Origin of the sequence: Dongia sp. (assembly GCF_041906375.1) — a bacterium.
GTDB lineage: Bacteria > Pseudomonadota > Alphaproteobacteria > Dongiales > Dongiaceae > Dongia.
Genome location: NZ_JAYRJJ010000005.1, coordinates 156,150 through 171,370, shown reverse-complemented (window position 1 = coordinate 171,370; position 15,221 = coordinate 156,150). Strand labels below are relative to the sequence as shown.

17 protein-coding genes and 1 other RNA gene are annotated in these 15,221 nt (G+C 62.6%); 16 read left to right on the top strand and 2 right to left on the bottom strand.

Going from position 1 to position 15,221, the window contains the following annotated elements; all coding sequences use genetic code 11:
* Positions 1-21: 21 nt before the first annotated feature.
* On the bottom strand, positions 22-2,019 hold the full coding sequence (gene tkt / locus ACE3OA_RS16455; RefSeq protein ID WP_374312660.1) for a transketolase: 1,998 nt from the start codon (positions 2,017-2,019) through the stop codon (positions 22-24).
* Between the two features lie 312 nt (positions 2,020-2,331).
* Between tkt and ACE3OA_RS16450 the strand changes: the two genes are divergently transcribed.
* The 6 genes from ACE3OA_RS16450 to ACE3OA_RS16425 all read left to right on the top strand — a co-directional run bounded on the left by ACE3OA_RS16450 (position 2,332) and on the right by ACE3OA_RS16425 (position 6,631).
* Complete coding sequence (locus ACE3OA_RS16450) at positions 2,332-2,559, top strand: hypothetical protein (protein ID WP_374312658.1); 228 nt, start codon at positions 2,332-2,334, stop codon at positions 2,557-2,559.
* 1 nt (position 2,560) lies between these two features.
* Complete coding sequence (locus tag ACE3OA_RS16445) at positions 2,561-2,890, top strand: cell division protein ZapA (RefSeq protein ID WP_374312656.1); 330 nt, start codon at positions 2,561-2,563, stop codon at positions 2,888-2,890.
* A 13-nt stretch (positions 2,891-2,903) separates the two neighbouring features.
* Positions 2,904-3,061: non-coding RNA, 6S RNA (gene ssrS, locus ACE3OA_RS16440), on the top strand.
* 85 nt (positions 3,062-3,146) lie between these two features.
* Entirely contained in the window at positions 3,147-3,743 is a 597-nt protein-coding gene (locus ACE3OA_RS16435; protein ID WP_374312654.1) for a 5-formyltetrahydrofolate cyclo-ligase, read from the top strand.
* 4 nt (positions 3,744-3,747) lie between these two features.
* Positions 3,748-4,578: a TIGR00282 family metallophosphoesterase gene (locus ACE3OA_RS16430; protein WP_374312652.1), complete on the top strand. Its 831-nt coding sequence runs from the start codon at positions 3,748-3,750 to the stop codon at positions 4,576-4,578.
* Between the two features lie 136 nt (positions 4,579-4,714).
* Entirely contained in the window at positions 4,715-6,631 is a 1,917-nt protein-coding gene (locus tag ACE3OA_RS16425) for an MHYT domain-containing protein (RefSeq protein WP_374312650.1), read from the top strand.
* Between the two features lie 19 nt (positions 6,632-6,650).
* On the opposite strand, the gene ACE3OA_RS16420 is transcribed toward ACE3OA_RS16425, so the two are convergent.
* A complete protein-coding gene (locus ACE3OA_RS16420) occupies positions 6,651-6,917 on the bottom strand; it encodes a hypothetical protein (protein WP_374312648.1) in 267 nt (88 codons plus the stop codon).
* A 318-nt stretch (positions 6,918-7,235) separates the two neighbouring features.
* Here ACE3OA_RS16420 and ACE3OA_RS16415 point away from each other — a divergent pair, with 318 nt between their 5' ends.
* From ACE3OA_RS16415 to pal, 10 genes are all read left to right on the top strand, one after another.
* Complete coding sequence (locus ACE3OA_RS16415) at positions 7,236-7,985, top strand: YebC/PmpR family DNA-binding transcriptional regulator (RefSeq protein ID WP_374312646.1); 750 nt, start codon at positions 7,236-7,238, stop codon at positions 7,983-7,985.
* 40 nt (positions 7,986-8,025) lie between these two features.
* Positions 8,026-8,541, top strand: a complete 516-nt coding sequence (ruvC, locus tag ACE3OA_RS16410) for a crossover junction endodeoxyribonuclease RuvC (RefSeq protein WP_374312644.1) — start codon at positions 8,026-8,028, stop codon at positions 8,539-8,541.
* Positions 8,505-9,158 carry a Holliday junction branch migration protein RuvA gene (gene ruvA, locus ACE3OA_RS16405; protein WP_374312643.1) on the top strand — a complete coding sequence of 218 codons (654 nt, stop codon included), beginning with the start codon at positions 8,505-8,507 and terminating at the stop codon, positions 9,156-9,158. The genes ruvC and ruvA overlap by 37 nt, the downstream gene beginning before the upstream one ends.
* Positions 9,155-10,225 carry a Holliday junction branch migration DNA helicase RuvB gene (gene ruvB / locus ACE3OA_RS16400; protein ID WP_374312641.1) on the top strand — a complete coding sequence of 357 codons (1,071 nt, stop codon included), beginning with the start codon at positions 9,155-9,157 and terminating at the stop codon, positions 10,223-10,225. The genes ruvA and ruvB overlap by 4 nt, the downstream gene beginning before the upstream one ends.
* Positions 10,226-10,355: 130 nt before the next feature.
* Positions 10,356-10,793 carry a tol-pal system-associated acyl-CoA thioesterase gene (gene ybgC / locus ACE3OA_RS16395; RefSeq protein ID WP_374312639.1) on the top strand — a complete coding sequence of 146 codons (438 nt, stop codon included), beginning with the start codon at positions 10,356-10,358 and terminating at the stop codon, positions 10,791-10,793.
* Between the two features lie 164 nt (positions 10,794-10,957).
* Entirely contained in the window at positions 10,958-11,611 is a 654-nt protein-coding gene (gene tolQ / locus ACE3OA_RS16390) for a protein TolQ (protein WP_374313043.1), read from the top strand.
* Complete coding sequence (locus ACE3OA_RS16385; RefSeq protein ID WP_374312637.1) at positions 11,611-12,096, top strand: ExbD/TolR family protein; 486 nt, start codon at positions 11,611-11,613, stop codon at positions 12,094-12,096. The genes tolQ and ACE3OA_RS16385 overlap by 1 nt, the downstream gene beginning before the upstream one ends.
* 16 nt (positions 12,097-12,112) lie before the next feature.
* Positions 12,113-12,997, top strand: coding sequence for a hypothetical protein (locus ACE3OA_RS16380; protein WP_374312635.1), 885 nt, complete (start codon positions 12,113-12,115; stop codon positions 12,995-12,997).
* A 136-nt stretch (positions 12,998-13,133) separates the two neighbouring features.
* Complete coding sequence (gene tolB, locus ACE3OA_RS16375; RefSeq protein WP_374312633.1) at positions 13,134-14,465, top strand: Tol-Pal system beta propeller repeat protein TolB; 1,332 nt, start codon at positions 13,134-13,136, stop codon at positions 14,463-14,465.
* A 155-nt stretch (positions 14,466-14,620) separates the two neighbouring features.
* Entirely contained in the window at positions 14,621-15,127 is a 507-nt protein-coding gene (gene pal, locus ACE3OA_RS16370; RefSeq protein WP_374312630.1) for a peptidoglycan-associated lipoprotein Pal, read from the top strand.
* Positions 15,128-15,221: the final 94 nt, after the last annotated feature.

Genomic DNA, 15,221 nt, shown 5'->3' with positions numbered 1-15,221 from the left:
GTACCTTTCTTCTCTTCGTAATCAGAGTTTCGCGGTGACGGCGTCGACGATCGCCGCCGGCGTAATGCCGAAATTCTTGTAGAGGTCGGCGATGGGAGCCGAAGCGCCAAACCCCTTCATGCCGATAAAGATCCCATCGGTCCCGATGTAACGCTCCCAACCGAAGCCGATCGCGGCTTCGACGGCGACCTTGAGGCCGCTGCCGAGCACTTCCTGTCGATAGGCGGCCGATTGCTGGTCAAAGAGTTCGCAGCTTGGCATCGATACGACGGCGGTGCCGATGCCCTTTTCCTCAAGCAGCTTCTGCGCGTCGATGGCGATGGCGACTTCCGACCCGGTGGCGATCAGCGTGACCTTGCGCTCCTTCTGCGTCGGGCGGATGACATAGCCGCCGCGGGCGCAATGGTTGGCGTTGGCAGCGTCCGCGCGAAGATGCGGCAAAGCCTGGCGGGTGAGGGCCAGGACCGACGGACGGTCCTTGGTGGTCAGCGCCAGCGCCCAGCATTCCGCCGTTTCCATCGTGTCGCACGGACGGAAGACGAGGAGATTGGGGATCGCGCGCAAGGCGGCCAGATGTTCCACCGGCTGGTGGGTCGGACCGTCTTCGCCCAGACCGATCGAATCATGGGTCATGACATATACGACCCGCTGGTTCATCAGCGCGGAAAGGCGAATGGCCGGACGGCAGTAATCGGTGAAGACCAGGAAGGTGCCACCGAACGGAATGATGCCGCCATGAAGTGCCATGCCGTTCATCGCTGCCGCCATGCCGTGCTCGCGGATGCCGTAATAGATATAGTTGCCGCCGTAGTTTTCGGCGTTGACCGGCTTGGCCACCTTGGCCTTGGTATTGTTCGATCCGGTGAGGTCCGCTGAGCCGCCGATGAGTTCCGGCAGGGCCGGAACCAGGGTATCCAGGACCATCTGCGACGACATGCGCGTGGCCAGCTTCGGCGCATCTTTTGCAATCGCGGATTTGAGATCGCCCAGTACCTCAGCGAAATTGGCAGGCAGCTCACCGGCCATCACGCGTTCGAACTCGGCCTTCTGCTTGTTGGCGTCCAGGCGCTTGCTCCAGCCGGCCATCGCTTCATTGCCGCGGCTGCCGATTGCTTCCCAGGCAGCTTTGATGCTTGCCGGAATGTCGAACGGTGCATGGCTCCAGCCAAGCTTCTCGCGGGCACCGGCGACTTCGTCCTTGCCGAGCGGCGAGCCGTGGGTGGCCGAGGTGCCTTCCTTCTTCGGGGCACCGAAGCCGATCACCGTCTTGCAGGCGATGAGGCTGGGTTTGCCCGATTTCTTGGCAGCGGCAATGGCGGCTGACACGGCTTCCGCATCATGACCATCGACCCGCGCTGTGGCCCAGCCGCTCGCCTGGAAGCGCATGAGCTGGTCGTCGGAGCAGGAGAGGGAGACAGCGCCGTCGATCGAAATGCCATTGTCATCGAAAAGGACGATGAGCTTGTTGAGCTTGAGATGGCCCGCGAGCGAGATTGCCTCGTGGCTGATACCTTCCATCAGGCAGCCGTCGCCGGCGATGACATAAGTATGGTGGTCGACCAGGTCGTCACCGAAGCGGGCATTCAGGATGCGTTCGGCCAGCGCCATGCCGACGGCATTGGCGAGACCCTGGCCGAGCGGACCGGTGGTCGTCTCGACGCCCGGCGTATGGCCGAATTCGGGATGGCCTGGCGTCTTGCTGCCCCATTGGCGGAAGCGCTTCAACTCATCCAGGGTAACGCCCGGCACGCCGGTGAGGTGCAGCAGCGAATACATCAGCATCGAGCCGTGGCCGGCCGACAGCACGAAGCGGTCACGGTCGGGCCAGGTCGGGTTGGCGGCGTTGAACTTCAAATGCCGCTGGAACAGCACGGTGGCCACATCAGCCATGCCCATCGGCATGCCCGGATGTCCGGAATTGGCTGCCTCGACCGCATCCATCGACAGAGCGCGGATGGCATTGGCGAGATCGCGGTGAGGGATTGTGCTCTTGGCGGCAGCAGCCGAATTGGCGTCCATTATCATTCCTTGGCCAGAATCATCTGTAGGATCAGCCGGCAAGTACCGGGGAATCCTAATGTGGCGGCCAACCGATCCGGCCGCCGGATCGCGCCGGAACATGCCCGCCCGGGGCCGTGAGGTCAACAACGGATTCCCGCCGAATTTGTCGCAAAGTGCCAAGTTCTTCCGGCTCTGCGTCAGTTTGGCGGGCCGCATCGGTTGACGCCGCTTAAAGAGGTCGAGTAAACGAGAAGAAGCAGGTAATCAAACCGGCCCCGGAGGCCGGATTCAGAATCGGACCGTCGCAACCGGGGGCCAGGAACCGACAGCATGTCCAGATTGGATTCAGCACTCAGCCGCCTCGATGCGGCCATGGCCCGCTTGGATTCGGCCGTCGAGGAAAGTTCGTCCCGGGGGTATCGGGACCGCGATCTGCTGCAGACGGAACTGGCCGTGCTGCGCCAGACCTACTCCTTGCTGCAAACCGAGGCGCGTCTGGTATCCGACCGATTGGATACCGTGATCGGCCGCATGCATTCCGTGACCGAGGGGGCCTGATATGCCAACTGTCACCATCGGACTGAACGGCCGCAACTACGACATCGCCTGCGGCGAGGGCGAGGAAGCAAGGGTCCAGGAATTGGCTGGCGAGTTGCGCCGCCGCATGGAAGGCCTGGCCAAGAACGCCGGCCCGGTGGCCGAGAATCTGCTGTTCACCCTCACCGGGTTGCTGCTCGCCGATGAACTCGATCAGAAGAACCGCCAGATCGCGCAGCTCAAGGGACAGCAGGAAGATCTCGTGCAAAGGCGCGAAATAGCGCTCGCCGACACGATCGAACGGCTGGCCGTCAAGATCGAAGCTATTGCAGCGCGGCTGGAAGCAGCCTAAGTACCAACCGGGCGGAGCGCTGCAGGGTGCGTAAGCCGGGTAATCCCTGAGGCCAATTCTAACCTCTAGGGAGCTGTCCCTGCCAAGACCGTGGTCTTGGACATACGGCGCCCACCTGCTTAGGCAGGCCACGGAGGATTCATACGTGCGAACGGCCCAGGTGGCACCGCCCACCTCATCCACAGCCGCATCATTGATCGAACCGATCGATCGTTGATGCGGCTGTTTGCTATTCAGTCGATCAAAGAACCGCTTTATGGATTCTCAGGAACTTGCTGATTTTAAAGCTGATTTGCGCAAGGAAGCGTTTGCGGTGCGTGAAGCGGCATGGCGCGCGGCACCTGATGCCGGCGAGGCCCTGAGGCAGCGCCTGATCGAGGCTTTGGCCATGCCCCCGGGCATCGCCATCTCAGGTTATTGGCCGCTGCCGGGCGAAATCGACGTGCGCCCGGCGCTGCTGCATTACCACGCCGAGGGGCATCCAATCGGCCTGCCGGTCGTGACGGGCAAGAATGAGCCACTGATTTTCAGGCGCTGGAACCCGGCGGTCGCGCTGGTGCAGGGCAGTTTTCGGGTCATGACGCCCCCTGCAGAGGCACCGGAGGTGCGGCCCACGATCCTGCTGGTGCCGTTGCTGGCCTTCGATCCGGAAGGATACCGCCTGGGCTATGGTGGCGGCTTTTACGATCGCACGCTGGCCAAGCTCCGCAGCGACGTGCATGCTGTGGCGGTGGGCGTTGCCTATGCCGTCCAGGAAGTGCCCATGGTTCCGCGTGGCGCGTTTGACCAGCCGCTCGACTACATCGTCACGGAACGGGCTATCTTCAAGTTTGATAAGAGAAATGAGTCTTAACTAAATGAATTTGTTGTTTTTGGGTGATCTAGTTGGTCGCGCTGGCCGCGATGTTGTGGTGGAACGCTTGCCGCAGCTGCGCCGCGATCTGGCGATCGATTTCGTCGTCGCCAATGTCGAAAATGCCGCCGGCGGCTTCGGCATCACCCAGAAGCTTGCGGCCGAGCTCTTCGCCCATGGCGTCGATTGCGCGACGACGGGGAATCATGTCTGGGACCAGAAGGAAACGGTTGGCTTCATTGGTTCCGAACCGCGCCTGCTGAGGCCGCTGAACTTCCCGATGGGGACGCCAGGTAAGGGTGCGGGTGTCTTTCAGACGGCCCGGGGCAAGAAGATCGTTGTCGCCAATCTGATGGGTCGCCTGTTCATGGACCCGTTGGACGACCCCTTCGCCGCCGCCGAGGCTTTGCTCAAGACCTACCGTCTGGGCGGGAATGCCGATGCCATCCTGTTCGACTTCCATGCGGAAGCGACCTCCGAGAAGATGGCATTCGGCCATTTTGTCGATGGCCGTGCCTCCTTCGTCGTGGGAACACATACCCATGTGCCGACGGCGGATCACATGGTCCTCGAAAAAGGCACCGCCTATCAATCCGATGCCGGTATGTGCGGTGATTATGATTCGGTCATCGGCATGGAGAAAGCGAATCCCGTCCTGCGCTTCACCCGCAAGCTGCCAACCGAGCGGCTGGCGCCGGCCAACGGTGCCGGCACCCTGTGCGGGGTTTTTGTCGAGACCGATGATTCAACCGGCCTCGCGCGGCGTATAGCGCCGGTACGCCTGGGTGGAAAGCTCGAGTCAACGCTGCCGAAGACGGCATCTGCCCTGGCCTGACCATTCCTGGCCCGACCATTCCTGGCCTGACTATTGCCGAACGTAACCTGGGTTTCTTTTAGTTAACCTGAGTTTAAGCGCTTTGCGGCACTGATTGGGCCAGAACCGCCCGATTTGGAGCCGCTTGAGAATCGCCATGGTGAACCACCTCCACACGACGCACGATCCGCTGATCGTTCTCTTGTCGCTGCTGGTTGCGGTTGTCTGCTCGCTTGCCTCGCTGGACGTGGCGGAACGGTTGCGCGGGGCGCGGGGGCGCGCCTGGGCGCTATGGCTGGCGGCCGCCAGTTGCACCTTGGGCGGCGGTATCTGGGCGATGCATTTCATCGCCATGCTGGCTTTTACGCCGCCCTTCGAGGTCCGCTACCATGTCGGGCTGACCCTGGCATCGCTGCTGATCGCCATCGCCTCGGCGGCCATCGGCTATGCGATCGTGGCCTGGAACCGGTCCCTGAACTGGCTGAAGCTGTCCCTTGCCGGCCTGTTTGCCGGCACCGGCGTTGCTGCCATGCACTACACCGGCATGGCCGCGATGATCATCCCGGCCGAAATGAGCCATGACCCACTGCTTGTCGTTGTTTCGGTCGCCATCGCGGTGGTCGCGGCGACGGCCGCCTTCTGGCTCAGCCTGAGGCTCGACCGCATCTGGCACAAACTGGCGGCTTCCCTGGTCATGGGTGGCGCCATCGCTGGGATGCACTACACCGGCATGGCGGCGGTCAGCTTTGCCGCTAACATGCATACGGACATTCCGGTCGCCAGCGGCGGGACGCCGGCGCCGATCCTCGCCGCCGCCTTGTCCGTGGCGACCATCCTCATCCTGGCGATCGGTTTCCTGGCAGCGATCAGTGACCGTCGTTTCGACCAGCGCGCGCAGCGCGAGGCGGAGCAGCTGCTCAGGACCGAGCGTCGTTTCGAAACGATCGTCAGCGCCAGTTCAAATGTCGTGCTGCTGCTGGATCGCGATGGGCGCATTACTTATGACTCTCCCTCGACCCGCCGAGTATTGGGCTATGCCGAGAGCGCCCTGATCGGCCGGCCGCTGGGAGAGTTCATCCCGGAAGAAAATAAGCTTCAATACCAATCACTCATGCTCGATCTCTCAGGCAAACCCGGTGCGACCGAGGACATCGAGATGCCGTTCCTCACGGCCTCCGGCCATGTCACCTACACCGACATGTCGATCACCAATCTGCTGGCCGATCCGCACCTCCACGCCTTTGTGGTGAAGCTGCACGACATCACGGAAAAGAGACGCTTCACGGAGGAACTGCGCGCTGCAAAGGAGCGGGCCGAAGCGGGCAATCGAGCCAAATCGACCTTTCTTGCTAACGTAAGCCATGAACTGAGGACGCCACTCAATTCAATTATCGGCTTTTCTGATCTCCTGCTGGCGCAGCCCAACGGGCCTCTGCTGCCGGCCTATTTCGAGTTCGCCCGGGACATCAATGCCAGCGGCAAGGCATTGCTCGACCTGATCAACCGCACCCTGGAATTCTCTCGAGCTGAATCCGGCGCGACGCGGCTGGACAGCGTGCTGCTCAACCCGATGGCCGAGTTGGAGGCGGTGCTGCATGTCTATCAGGGCCAGATCAGTGCCAAGGGAATACAGCTCGATGTCGAAGCTTTCGACAACCGCTTCAAGCTGTTGGCTGACCAGGACAAGTTGCGGCAGATCTTTATCAACCTGCTGTCCAATGCCGTGAAGTTCACGGGCGAGCGTGGCCGCATCAATGTCAGCGCCGAAGTCGACACGACGGGTACCTGTATCATCGCCATCCAGGACAATGGGCGCGGCATGAGCGAGGAGGAGATTGCCCAGGCGCGACAGCCTTTCGGCAAGGGGAACGCGGGTCTCAATCGGGATTTCGACGGCGCCGGTCTGGGATTACCGATCACCAATGCCTGGGTGGCGCTCCATCAAGGTCAGCTGATCATCGAGAGCGCCCGTGGGGTCGGCACCCTCGTCATGGTGAAATTTCCGGCGATGCGCGTGAAATTCGTCGGCGAGGAAGAGCCGGCCGTGTCGCTGGCGGGAACCGCCACGCGTTAACTTCAAAAACTGGATGCCGTCAGGCGCGCTTGCCGCCGGCCACTGCCATGAAGCGGTCGACCTCGTTCTGCATCTGCTCGGCCCGGCCCATGAACTGACGGGCCATCTCATGGACACGGTCGCAGGCGCGGGGTTCACCGTCGGCAGCGATCTTCAGGGCGCCGCTGACACCTTCGATGCCCATCTGGCGGGCGACCTGGGTGACGACCTCCGCCATGCGGCGGATTTCGGCTTCCAGATTGACGCTCCGGCTTTCACTGCCGGGCTCCCGGATCGTTCGGGACATGAAATGACCTCGCATCATCCGAATTTGGTCCGAATCGGAACCAATCGTTAAAAGCTATACGGAGCTTTCCGTAAACGAGTCATGAATTTTGCGGCCCCTCCGCCCGAAACTCCGCAAAGCAACGGATCGGGGTGTGTGGTCCAGCCCGGCAATCGATCTGCGCCGGCCGGGCTTGGCAGCGGGGGGAATTGTGCTAAAAGGCGTCAAAATCCTGCCATATTCACGGTCTAGCGTCGCCCCGAGGATGGCGCCCGATCCCAACATCTGGTCAGGATTTGCCGATAGTCCACACTAGGTTTTGCGTTCAGGAACGGATCGATGGCTGGCCATTCCCAATTTAAGAACATCATGTATCGCAAGGGTGCGCAGGATGCGAAGCGCGCCAAGGTCTTCACCAAGATCATCCGCGAATTGACGGTTTCGGCGAAAATGGGCTCGCCCGACCCGGCGACCAATCCGCGCCTCCGGGCCGCGATCATCTCGGCCCGCGAGGCCAACATGCCCAAGGACACGATGGAACGCGCCATCAAGCGCGGTGCCGGGGGCGATGACAACACAGCCTATGACGAAGTCCGCTATGAGGGCTATGGCCCGGGCGGCGTCGCCATCATTGTCGAGGCGCTGACCGACAACCGGAACCGGACCGCCACGGAGGTCCGCACCGCCTTTGCCAAGGCCGGCGGCAATCTCGGCGAAACGAATTCCGTCAGCTTCATGTTCGAGCGCAAGGGCGTCATCCGCTATCCGGCCAAGGTGGCCAGCGCCGATGCCATGTTCGAGGCCGCCCTTGATGCCGGTGCCGACAACGTCGAATCCGATGCCGAGGCGCACGAGATCACCTGCGCGCCCGAGGATTTCGCCTCCGTCCGCGACGGACTGGAAGCGAAGTTCAAGGAGGCCAAGGAAGCGCGCCTGCAATGGCGGCCGGTGACCACGGCGCCGATCGACGGCGAGACCGCTGAGACACTTTTCAAGCTGATCGACACGCTGGAAGACAATGACGACGTCCAGACGGTCAGTGCCAATTTCGAAGTGTCGGACGAGACCCTGGCCAAGTTGATGGCCTGAGAGGGCAACGAAGGAAGCGCAAATTAGGACCGTTGGCGGCATGCGAATTCTCGGACTGGATCCCGGTCTGCAGCATACCGGCTGGGGCGTCATTGACGCCGTCGGGTCGCGGCTGTCCTTTGTCGGCGCGGGGGTCGTCAATTCGGACGCCAAGCGGGACCTGGCCGAACGCCTGGTGCAGATCCATGACGGCTTGCGGGAGGTGATCGACCTCTATCAGCCCGACGAAGCGGCGGTCGAGGAAACCTTCGTCAACAAGAACCCGAGTTCCACCCTGAAGCTGGGCCTGGCGCGCGGTGTGTCGCTGCTGGTGCCGGCACTCTACAAGCTGCGTGTTGCCGAATACCCGACAAACCTGGTGAAGAAATCGGTCGTGGGGGCGGGGCATGCCGATAAGGAGCAGGTCAAGATGATGGTCGGCGTCCTGCTGCCGGCAGCGCGCGACCAGAAAAGCTCGGATGCCGCCGACGCGCTGGCCGTCGCCATCTGTCATGCCCATCACATGGGCACGCTAGGGAAATGGGGCGCGCAGGACTTCCGCGAGGTTGCCCGTTGATCGGCAAGCTGACAGGAGTCGTGGACAGCGTTGCCGCCGATGCCGCCATCATCGATGTGGGTGGCGTCGGTTATGTCGTGCATGCCAGCGGCAAAACGCTGGGCCGGCTCGGGGCCCGGGGCTCGGCGGTGAGCCTGCTCATCGACACCCATGTGCGCGAGGATGCGATTTCGCTCTTCGGCTTTGCGGAAGGCGTCGAGCGCGATTGGTTCCGGGCTCTCCTGAATATCCAGGGTGTGGGCGCCAAGGTAGCGCTCAGCATCCTCTCCGTCCTGGCGCCCGACGAGCTGGCACGCGCCATCGCGGCACAGGACAAGGCGGCGGTGGCTCGCGCCAACGGCGTTGGCCCCAAGCTCGCCCAGCGCGTCGTTTCGGAAATGAAGGACAAGGCCTCCGGCATCGGCCTCGGTACCGCTCTGGCGGGTGGCGAGGTGCCCGTGGCGGCGCCTTCGGAAGCTGCCGACGGGCCGATGAACGATGCCGTTTCGGCCCTGGTCAATCTTGGCTATCGCCGGGCGGAAGCCTATGGCGCGGTTGCCAAGGTGATGCAGAAGCAGGGCGCCAACGTGGCGCTCAATGAACTCATTGTGCATGGCCTCAAGGAGCTGGCGCAATGAGCACGCCTGTCAATAGCGCGGGCGAGCCGCGCATGATCGCCCCCGAGCGTATCGAGGAAGACAATCCCGAGCAGAGCCTGCGGCCGCTGGCGCTTTCCGAGTTCATCGGCCAGCAGAAGCTGCGCGAGAATCTCGGCATCTTCATCGAAGCAGCCAAGGCGCGTGGCGAGGCGCTCGACCATGCGCTGTTCTATGGCCCGCCGGGCTTGGGCAAGACGACCTTGTCGCAGATCGTGGCCCGTGAGCTCGGCGTCGGTTTCCGCGCCACCTCGGGCCCTGTGATTGCGCGGGCAGGGGATCTGGCGGCGCTGCTCACCAATCTGCAGCCGCGCGATGTCCTGTTCATCGACGAAATCCACCGCCTGTCGCCGGCGGTCGAGGAAATCCTCTATCCGGCGATGGAGGATTTCCAGCTCGACCTCATCATCGGCGAGGGCCCGGCCGCGCGCTCGGTGCGGATCGATCTGCCGAAATTCACGCTGGTCGGCGCCACCACGCGGCTCGGCATGATCACGACACCTTTGCGCGAACGCTTCGGCATTCCGCTGCGCCTCAATTTCTATACGCATGCCGAACTCGAGCTGATCGTGCGCCGTGGTGCGCGCGTGCTGGGCCTCGATCTTGCCGACAGCGGTGCCGCCGAAATTGCGCGCCGCGCCCGTGGCACGCCTCGTGTTGCCGGCCGGTTGCTGCGCCGCGTGCGTGATTTTGCGGCGGTCGCCAACGTGACACGGGTCGAGGCCAAGCTCGCCGACGCGGCACTCACCCGGCTTGAGGTGGACCAGATCGGCCTCGATGCCATGGACCGTCGCTATCTCACCTGCATCGCCGAGAATTACGACGGCGGTCCGGTGGGGGTCGAAACCATGGCCGCGGCCCTCTCGGAGCAGCGCGACACGATCGAGGACGCGATCGAACCCTATCTCATCCAGCAGGGGCTGCTGCAGCGGACCCCGCGTGGCCGCATGCTGACCTTGAACGGCTACAAGCATCTGGGCCTGACACCCTCCAGCCACGCCGCACAGGCGGATCTTCTCGAACCGGCAATCGGGGAGGATGAGCTGTGATGGAAAGACCCGTCGCTCACCCCCTCACCCCAGCCCCTCTCCCGCGAGGGGAGAGGGGCTTCGTGCCGAGCTTGTTGAAAACTCCCTCGCCCCGCTTGCGGGGAGAGGGTCGGGGTGAGGGGGCGCAACGATGACTCTCACCGCGCTCACCACGGCCGCAGCCAATGCACACCACTTCCCGATCCGCGTCTATTACGAGGATACGGATGCGGGCGGCATCGTCTATTACGCCAACTATCTGAAGTTCGCCGAGCGCGCGCGGACCGAGATGCTGCGCGAGGCTGGCTTCCATCACACCGCCATGATGGAAGGCGACGGCATCATGCTGGCGGTGCGGCGGGTGAGCGCCGATTACCTGCGCCCCGCCAAGCTCGACGACGCGCTGGGGGTGACCACCAGCGTTACCGGCCTTGGTGCTGCCACAATCGACCTCGATCAATGTATCCGGCGCGAGGGCCAGGAACTCTGCCGGGTACACGTCACTATTGCCTGCGTTGGGCGGGACGGTCGGCCGGTGCGCCTGCCGACGGAGCTCCGCGCGGTGCTTTCATCGAACATGCAATCTTGAAGAAGAAGTGAAGAAGAACCATGGATCCGCAACAGCCAGCACCTTCCGCAACGCCGGTAGCTCCCGTCTCAGGCAATGTCCTTGATGGGGTCGATGCCGCAGCACAGGGTGTCGCCGGCCTGCCCAGTGCCGTCACCCACGATCTTTCGGTCTGGACCCTGTTCATGCAGGCGGACTGGATCGTCAAAGGCGTGATGCTCTTCCTGCTCGCCGCCTCGATCTGGAGCTGGGCGATCATTTTCGACAAGATCATCCGCATCCGCCGCCTCCGGGAACAGGCTCGCCAGTTCGAGGAAGCGTTCTGGTCCGGTGGTTCGCTCGAGGAGCTTTACGACCGCATCTCCAACCGCCCGGCCGATCCGATGTCGTCGATCTTCGTTGCCGCCATGCGTGAATGGCGCCGGTCGGCCGCGAAGGGCCTGCTCGCCTCCGAGCATCTGCGCGAGAGCCTGCAGGACCGCATCGAGCGTGTCATGAACATCACGCTCGGGCGCGAGATGGACCAGATCGAGCGCTACATGGGCTATCTCGCCTCGGTCGGTTCGGCGGCACCCTTCATCGGCCTTTTCGGCACGGTCTGGGGCATCATGAACAGCTTCGCCGCCATCGCCGGCTCCAAGAATACGACGCTCGCAGTCGTGGCTCCCGGCATCGCCGAAGCCTTGTTCGCCACCGCTCTCGGCCTCGTCGCCGCCATTCCGGCGGTGCTCGCCTATAACAAGCTCTCGGGCGACATCAACCGCTACGGCAACCGCCTGGAAGCCTTTGCCGGCGAGTTCGGCGCCATCCTCTCGCGCCAGCTGGAGGAGAAGCACTAATGGCCGTCAAACTCGGCGCCGGGCATCCGTCGCGCGGGCGGGCGGCACGGCGCAAGTTCTCGCCCATGGCCGACATCAACGTGACGCCGATGGTCGACGTCATGCTGGTGCTGCTCATCATCTTCATGGTGACGGCACCCTTGCTCACGGTCGGCGTCGAGGTCGAACTCCCGAAGACCAGTGCCGAGGCGATGTCCAACCCGGACGAACCGCTGGTGGTGACGGTCAGGAGCGACAACGCGGTATTCCTGCAGGAAACGCAGATCGGCATCGAGGAGGTGGGGCCGCGCCTCAAGGCCATCACGATGAACAAGCCGGATACGATCATTTACGTTCGTGGCGACGCGACGGCGAACTGGGACGGCATTGCCCAAGTTTTGGCGGAATTGCAGGCTAATGGTTTCAACAAGGTCGGCATTGTGACCGACACCAAGGCCAGTGGTTCGGAATCGGGTGGCGAGCCCGAGAAGAAGAAGTCGAATTAGCGTAATGAATTTCGTGATGGAAAAGTTGGGCTTCGATGCGGAACTCAACCGCGGCTTCATCGCCTCGGTCGTCTTCCACATCGCCCTGTTCCTGTTCGCCTGGTTCGGCGTGCCGCATCTCTTTCAGGACGAATTCATTGCCGAGCCGCTCGGCATCGAGGCGGCGATCGTGTCCGACCTCACCGCGGCGCCGAAGGTGGATAAGCCGTCCAAGAAGGTGAGCGAGAAGCCCAAGCAAACGCAGAAGGTCGAGCCGCCGAAGAAGGATACGAAACCGGCGCCCGCCAAGGAAAATCCGAAAGCGGCCTCAGCCCCGCCACCGCCGGAACCCGAGCAGCAGGCCGTCGCTATTCCGGACCAGGCCAAGCCGAAGGAAGAAAAGAAGGTCGAAAAGAAGCCGGAAGAAAAACCGGAAGAGAAGCCGAAGAAGAAGACCGAGGAAAAGAAGAAAGAGAAGAAGAAGGACAAGGCGGAACTCGACAATCTGCTGGCCAGCGTCCTCAACGAGCAGGCAGCCGAACCGACGCCGGAGAAGCCGAAGAAGCAGGCCGCCGCGGAGCCGGAAGAGAGCACAGGCCCGCAGACCGAACTTATTTCCGAGATCCCGATGACGTCCGGCGACGAGGACGGTATCCGCAGCCAGATCGAGCAGAACTGGAACCTCGGCAGTGCCGCGGGCGCGCCCAATCTTGACCAGATCCTGGTCGAGTTGCGGATCGAATTGCAACCCGACGGCACGGTCACGCGCGTGGAATTGCTGAACAATCAGGCCGACCCCTATTTCCGGTCGATTGCCGAGGGTGCCGTGCGCGCCGTCAAGCGGGCCAGCCCGCTGAAACTGCCGCCCGGCAAGTTCTGGCCGACGATCAAATTGCGCTTCCGGCCGTCGGAAATTATTTGACGGCCGGCGGGCGCAGGGCGCCTTTCGAGATCTTCAAGTGTTTGTCAGATGCGTTAATGCGTGAATCACGGTATGAAACCAATTGAACGTTTGCATTGTTGCACACCGGACGGTTGGGCGAGTTAAGCCCTAATATATGAGGCAAGGCATGAAGCAGATTCTGCGCGGCATCCTGATGGTGTCGCTGGTGATTCTCCCCCTGGGGATCGGCGCGGCCAAGGCCGAGCCCACGATCGACATCACGCGCGGCACGGTCGAGCCGATGCCGATTGCAGTGCCGGATTTCTTCGCCGCGGCGCCAAATGACAGCCAGGTGGCGCGCGACATGGCTGGCGTGATCGCCGCCGATCTCGAACGCTCCGGCCTCTTTGCGCCGATCGACAAGAAGGCGTTCATTCAGGATTCAGGCTCGCTGCAGCAGGCACCACGCTTCCAGGACTGGCGTCTTATCAACGCCCAGGCGCTGGTCGCCGGCAACATCACCTCGCAGGCCAACGGGCAGATCGCGGTGCAGTTCCGCCTTTGGGACGTCGTCGGCGAGCAGCAGATGACGGGTTTCCAGTACAATTCGGCGACCAATAACTGGCGTCGCGTCGCCCACAAGATCGCCGATGAGATCTACAAGCGCATCACGGGTGAAGAGGGCTATTTCGACACCCGCGTCGTCTATGTCTCGGAAACAGGCCCCAAGCAGAAGCGCATCAAGCGCCTCGCCATCATGGACCAGGATGGCGAGAACCATAAGAACCTCACCGATGGCGGTGTGCTGGTGCTGACGCCGCGCTTCTCGCCTGCCGCACAGGACATCACCTACATGTCCTATTACGGCAACAAGCCGCGTGTTTACCTGTTCAACATCGACAGCGGGCAGCAGGAAGTGCTGGGCGATTTCCCAGGCATGACCTTCGCGCCGCGCTTCTCGCCGGATGGGTCCAAGGTCATCATGAGCATGGCCCAGGGCGGCAATACGGACATCTACGTGATGGATATCCGTACCCGCCGTACCCAGCGCGTCACCAATACGCCAGGCATCGATACGGCGCCGAGCTATGCGCCGGACGGCCGCCAAATCTCCTTCGAGAGCGATCGTGGCGGTTCCCAGCAGATTTACGTGATGGGCGCCGATGGTTCCGGCCCGCGCCGCATCAGCAAGGGGCAGGGGCGTTATGGCACTCCGGTCTGGTCACCGCGCGGCGACCTCATTGCCTTCACCCGCCAGTATCAGGGCAGCTTCTACATTGGCGTGATGCGCCCCGACGGTTCGGGCGAGCGCATGCTCTCCCAGGGATGGTTGATCGAGGGGCCCACCTGGGCACCTAATGGTCGTGTCCTGGCCTATTTCAAGCAGGAGCCTTCCGGCAAAACTCAACTGCATTCTATCGATCTCACCGGTCACAATGAGCGTGTCATGAAAACGCCACTGGACGGGTCAGATCCGGCATGGTCACCCTTGCTTGGAAATCAATAATGATCTATGTTCCGCCCCGATTCTAGGATCAACTCGTTCCTGGAATACCTTGATTCAGCGCGGAATTTAAGGCTGCGGGTGACTCGGCGATCCACAATCGGGGGGTGGTCGGGGGAGTTGCACGGGCCAAGAACGGAAAAAAGAGGAAACTAAAAATGCGTCTTTCGATCTTGTCGGCCCTGGCTGCGGCCGCTCTTCTGGCAGCCTGTTCGTCGGACGTTCCGGTGAACGACGCCGGCGGCGCCGGTGCGGGTAGCTCGGCTTCGGCAGCGACCGATACCGGCATTGCCGGTGCGGCCGTCCCGGGTTCGCCGGAGGACTTCAACCAGAACGTCGGCAACACCGTCTACTTCGATCTCGACAGCTACAGCCTGAGCTCCGACGCCCAGAGCCAGCTGCAGCGCCAGGCCGCCTGGCTGCAGCAGTACCCGGCTCGCACGCTGACGGTCGAAGGCCATGCCGACGAGCGCGGCACCCGTGAGTACAACCTTGCCCTCGGCGAGCGTCGTGCGAACTCGGTTGCCAACTACCTCGTCGCCCTCGGCGTCGACAAGGCGCGTCTCAGCACCATCTCCTACGGCAAAGAGCGTCCGCTCTGCACCGAGAGCGATGAGTCCTGCTGGTCGCAGAACCGTCGTGGCGTCAGCGCCATCAACCAGTAATCTCGCTCTTTAGCAGATAACTGGCGTCATCAGCGCCGGCCTGGAGCAATCCAGGCCGGCGTTTTTGTTTGTGTGGCGCGGCACATTCCCCGAC